This is a genomic window from Mesorhizobium sp. M1A.F.Ca.IN.020.03.2.1 (assembly GCF_004023205.1).
GTDB lineage: Bacteria > Pseudomonadota > Alphaproteobacteria > Rhizobiales > Rhizobiaceae > Mesorhizobium.
In genome coordinates this window covers 1-5,288 of record NZ_RZSV01000313.1, presented here as the reverse complement: position 1 = coordinate 5,288, position 5,288 = coordinate 1, and the positions used below count along the sequence as shown (strand labels likewise).

Here is a 5,288-nt window from a genome sequence, read left to right as displayed (position 1 = left end):
GGTCATGGCGACGCCATATCAGGGCCAACCCTTGGATGCCGCGTCCGGCAGGACAGAGGGGGGCGCGACGGAACTCTCATTCTCAAAGCTCAGCACCCAGGCAGGCAATCCGCAAGTGCGGATCAACCCGCCAAAAAGGTGTCCGCCCAGTTCGATACCGCCCAGCGCGGGTTGTTGGCGATGTTGCCGACAGTGTCGCGGGCGACGGAAATGAAGCTCCACTCGGCGACGTTGATCAGCGGCAGGTCGGCCGCCACCATTTTCTGGAATTCCTTGTAGAGCTCGGTGCGGGCGGATGTGTCGAGCGTCTCTGACGCTTTGGCGATCAGCGCATCCAGGTCGGCGTTCTTGTAGCCGCCCTGGTTGGAGAAGGGCACGCCGTCGGGGATGCCGCTCTGCACCAGGATGGTGGTCGAGATCGCCGGGTCGCCGCGGAACACCGGCGGGCCGACGGCGAGGTCGAAGGCGTGGTCGGTATAGACCGCCTTCATATGGGCGGCCGAGTCGTTGTTGACGATTTGGGCGTCGATGCCGATTACGGCCAGCGCCTGGCGCAGGTAATCGCCGAACTGCTTGGTCTCATTGAAGTACGGCGCCGGCAGCAGCTTCAGTGCAAAGCGCTTGCCGTCGTCGGCCCGTTTGTAGCCGGCCTCGTCGAGCAGCTCGTTGGCCTTGGCGACGTCGAAGGGGTAGATCGGGACGTCGGCAGTGTAGAATTGCGGATCGTTCTTCGGCACCGGACCGGTTGCGGTCGCGGCGTAGCCGAGGAAAATTGTCTTGACGACGAAATCCTTGTCGATGGCATGCGCGATCGCCTGCCGCACTTTCAGGTCCGCCAGTTCCTTGCGGCGATGGTTGATCTCGACGACGAGCTGGTAGGTCAGCCCCTCATAGCCCTTGGTGATGACCTTCAGGCCCGGCACCTTTGAGATGCGGTCGAGGTCGGCGAGCGGCACGGCGGAGAAGGCGGCGAGCTGGATTTCTTCCGCCTCGAGCGCCGCAGCCGCAGAGGTTCGGTCGGGCAGCACCTGGTAGACGATCTCGTCGAGATAGGGCTCGTCCTTGTCCCAATAGGCATCGTTCCGCGCAAGCCGATAGTACTGGCCGGCCTTGTATTCGGCGAATTTGAACGGGCCGGTGCCGACAGGAGCGTTGTTGGCCGGGTTGTCCTCGATCTTGCCCACCTCATAGACGTGCTTCGGCACGACGCTGCTCAATGCCGGCAGCGCGTTGCGGATCAGCTGGAACGGCGTCGGCTTGGCGAATTTGAACACGGCCGTCAGCTTGTCGGGCGTGTCGACGGCTTCAAGGTCCTTGAACACCGTGCGGCCGAGATTCTGCAGAGGCTTCCAGACCTGCAGCGCGGAGAAGGCGACGTCGGCGGAGGTGAAGGGCTTGCCGTCATGCCATTTGACGCCGTCGCGCAACTTGAAGGTCACCGACCGGCCGTCGGCCGAGCCTTCCCAGGAAAGCGCAAGGCGCGGCTGAAGCCCGTCCTTGCCGTCGAAGGAGGCCTCAGCCAGCGTCTCGACCACCTTGCTGGAGATGAAGAAGACGCCGTTGGAAGCGACAATAGCCGGATTGAGGTTGCGCGGCTCGGAGTCGGCGGCCACGATCAACCTGCCACCCTTCTTCGGCGTCTGCGCCCGGCCGATGGCCGGCAAGGCGGTCGAGGCCAGAAGCAGTGCCGAGCCGGCCAGCAGGCCGCGGCGTGAAATCGGCAATCCGGACATCCTCAAGCTCCCCTCTTCACCCGCGACCGGCGCGGGCAACCTCAAAATCAGCGGGATTATGGCCCTTGGCAAAGGTTTCGCCAGAGACGGATTTGGCGCATGCTGGCTTGGCTCTGAAATTTTCGTCCGCTGGACCAGTTATATTCGGGCTGCGGTCGCGGCTATCTGGTAGGACCAGACTAAGCCGTACGCGGCCTCAAGCCAAGTAGGAGAGGGCGGGGTCAGCCGGATGCTGTCAATTCTGGCTGGACCAAAACGGTCAAGATGGTGCAGATTTGGCCGCAAACGGCAGTTTCATCATGTTTGACTGCTTGAGCGGCCGAGGAAATCAGGGAGGGAAAGATGAACATCGCTCCGGGCAAAACCGAGGCCAGCGGCATCCCGTTCGACCAGGCTCGGGTGGACCGGCTGATGGAGGAGGCCGGCATCGATGTGCTTTTCGCCACCTCCAAGCACAACACGCAATATCTGCTCGGCGGCTACAAGTTCATCTTTTTCGCGGCGATGGACGCCATCGGCCATAGCCGCTACCTGCCGATCGTCCTTTATGAAAAAGGCGGGCCGGAGCATGCGGCCTATATCGGCAACAAGATGGAAGGCGGCGAGCACGAGAACCATCCGTTCTGGACACCGACATTGCATGCGGCCTGCTGGGGCACGCTCGACGCCGCCAACCTTGCCGTCGAGCATCTGCAGAAGATCGGCAAGCAAGCTGCTCGCATAGGCATCGAGCCTGCTTTCCTGCCGTCGGACGCTTACTCGCTGATCCGCAAGGCACTGCCGGACGCGAAGCTGATCGATGCCACCGGCATGTTGGAGCGCATGCGCGCCATCAAGACCGAGGCCGAACTGGAGAAGCTGCGCACCGCCTCGGAACTAATCACCGATTCGATGCTGGCGACGATCGCCTGGGCGCGCGAGGGCACGACCAAGACCGACATCATCGAGCAGTTACGGCGCGAGGAGACCAATCGCGGCGCGCATTTCGAATATTGTCTGCTGACACTGGGTGCCAGCCACAACCGTGCTGCGTCGAGCCAGGCGTGGAAGCAGGGCGAGGTGCTGTCGATCGATTCCGGCGGCAACTATCACGGCTATATCGGCGACCTCTGCCGCATGGGTATTCTTGGCGAGCCGGATGCCGAGCTCGAGGATCTGCTGTCCGAAATCGAGTCGGTGCAGCAGGCCGCGTTCTCCAAGGTCAAAGCCGGCACGCTCGGCGGCGACATGATCGCGCATGCCGAGAGCGTGCTGAAGGCTTCCAAGGTCGCGGCCTATACGGATTTCTTCGCCCACGGCATGGGGCTGATCACGCATGAAGCGCCGTTTTTGATGACCAACCATCCGGTCACCTATGAAGGCACCTATGCGGCCAAGCCGCTGGAAAAGAACATGGTGCTTTCGGTCGAGACCACCATGCTCCACCCGACGCGCGGCTTCATCAAGCTCGAGGATACCGTGGCGGTGACCGACACAGGCTATGCGATGTTCGGCGATCGCGGGCGTGGGTGGAACAGGGGCGGGGTCGCCTAGAGCGCGCTCGGGAAACCAATCACTCCGAATGACCGAGTTCAAACCTCGGGGCGGCTTCTGCGGATTGATGGGAAACAAGCTTCGTCGTGCGCGCCCGCCGTCCTGGGTGTATCTTGCTGACTTGAGTTGTGGCCCGGCGCCTCCTACCAGACCGATTACGTCGGGCCGGTAGCAGGAGGAAGTTATGGCAGACGTAACATCAAGAAATCAGAACTCCGAGCTCATTCGGCGGGGTTACGCCGCCTTCAACTCCGGAGACATGGACACGCTTGCGCAAATCATCGACGAGAAATGCACGTGGCACAGCCCGGGAAGGAATCCGATCGCCGGCGACTACAAAGGCCGTGAGGCGACTTTTGCCCAGTTCGGCCGTTATGGCGGGCAAACCCTTGGCACCTTCAGGGCGAATCTTCTGCATGTCATCGAAAGTGAGGACGGACGTGTGGTCGGCGTCCATCGCAATACCGGGGAACGCAACGGCAAACAGCTTGATGTGCTCTGTTGCATCGTCTTCGACATCAGGGCTGGCAAGGTAGTCGATGGCCGGGAACACTTCTACGACCTCTACGCCTGGGATGCATTCTGGGCTTAGCCTGGAGGTGCTATTCGCGGCAACTCGCACGAGACTGTTCGCGATGTCTCCGCACACCTGTTCGCTGGGCCCCCGTACATACCTCGAGAGGTGATTGCGAAGCAAACCGGTGAGGCGAATAATGCCCGCAAGCGATTTGCCATCAATTGTTTGCCTCTCGCGGCAGCAGCTTGAAATCTGGTAGATCACGCAGCGCCAGCTCCGGGCCGGCCGGCGAATAGACGACGAAAAGCTGCATCGGCTGATCGCCCGTGTTGAGCGTCGAGTGGAAGCGGCTTTCCGGCACATAGATGGTGCAGCCGGGACCGACCTTGGCGACCACCGGATTGCCCTTCTCGTCCTCTACCATCTGTTCGCCATGGCCGGAAATCACGAAGATGATCTCCTCCGCGCCTGGGTGGTTGTGGCGGGTGTGCCCCTTGCCGGGCGGCAGGTCGACGACGCCGCCGGAGAAGCGCTCCGCGCCGTTCACTTCCGGCGCGACCGTGAGCGCCAGCTTGCCCCAGTCGAAGCCGAAGGCGCTGACCTCCTTCGGATAAACGAACACCTTGCTCTTGTCGGCCATTGCCTCATCCCTGGCTAGTTGATGGCATTTTCGCTTTGCCGATTGCCGCTGCCTTGAAATCCGCCGTCTGCCTGGTGATCGCCGCCTCGGCCGGCAGCCGTTCCATCGAGCTTGCGCCGTAGAAGCCGTGCAGTCCTTCGCAGCGCTCGAGGATGTAGCGCGCGTCATCCGGCATGGAGATCGGCCCGCCATGGCAAAGCAGGATGACGTCCTTGCGCACCGAGCGCGCGGCATCGGCAATGGCATCGATCTCCTCGACGCAGGCATCCAGCGACTTCGCCGAGGTCGCGCCGATCGAGCCGCCTGTGGTCACGCCCATATGGGCTACGACCACGTCGGCGCCCGCCTTGGTCATGGCGCGCGCCTCGTCGGGGTTGAAGACGTAAGGCGTGGTGAGCAGGTCGAGCTTGTGCGCCTCGGCGATCATGTCGACCTCGAGGCCAAAACCCATGCCGGTCTCCTCGAAACTCTGCCGCATGGTGCCGTCGAAGAGGCCGACGGTCGGAAAATTCTGCACGCCGGAAAAGCCCATCCTCTTCAGTTCGGCGAGAAACAGCGGCATGATGACGAAGGGGTCGGTGCCGTTGACGCCGGCCAGCACCGGCGTCTTCTTTACCACCGGCAGCACCTCATAGGCCATTTCCTTGACGATCTCGTTGGCATTGCCATAGGCGAGCAGGCCGGCGGCCGAGCCGCGCCCGGCCATGCGGTAACGGCCGGAATTGTAGATGATGATGAGATCGATGCCGCCCGCTTCCTCGGCCTTGGCCGACAGGCCGGTACCGGCACCGCCGCCGACGATCGGCACGCCGTCGGCGATCATCTTGCGGAACCTTTCCAGTATGGTTTTGCGCGGGATGGCGGC

At 62.4% G+C, this 5,288-nt stretch carries 5 protein-coding genes; 2 read left to right on the top strand and 3 right to left on the bottom strand.

The genetic code is table 11. From position 1 onward, the window contains the following. Positions 1–122 precede the first annotated feature (122 nt). Positions 123–1,733, bottom strand: coding sequence for an ABC transporter substrate-binding protein (locus tag EOA79_RS29290; RefSeq protein WP_095823541.1), 1,611 nt, complete (start codon positions 1,731–1,733; stop codon positions 123–125). Positions 1,734–2,075: 342 nt separating this feature from the next. Here EOA79_RS29290 and EOA79_RS29285 point away from each other — a divergent pair, with 342 nt between their 5' ends. Together EOA79_RS29285 and EOA79_RS29280 are read left to right on the top strand one after the other, a co-directional pair. Next, complete coding sequence (locus tag EOA79_RS29285; RefSeq protein ID WP_095823540.1) at positions 2,076–3,266, top strand: Xaa-Pro peptidase family protein; 1,191 nt, start codon at positions 2,076–2,078, stop codon at positions 3,264–3,266. A 184-nt stretch (positions 3,267–3,450) separates the two neighbouring features. Beyond that, on the top strand, positions 3,451–3,858 hold the full coding sequence (locus tag EOA79_RS29280; RefSeq protein ID WP_095823539.1) for a nuclear transport factor 2 family protein: 408 nt from the start codon (positions 3,451–3,453) through the stop codon (positions 3,856–3,858). 142 nt (positions 3,859–4,000) lie between these two features. On the opposite strand, the gene EOA79_RS29275 is transcribed toward EOA79_RS29280, so the two are convergent. Beyond that, entirely contained in the window at positions 4,001–4,423 is a 423-nt protein-coding gene (locus EOA79_RS29275; protein ID WP_095823538.1) for a cupin domain-containing protein, read from the bottom strand. A gap of 4 nt (positions 4,424–4,427) precedes the next feature. Then, positions 4,428–5,288 (bottom strand): phosphoenolpyruvate hydrolase family protein (locus tag EOA79_RS29270; RefSeq protein WP_245489953.1); only part of this gene is annotated, 861 nt, incomplete at its 5' end.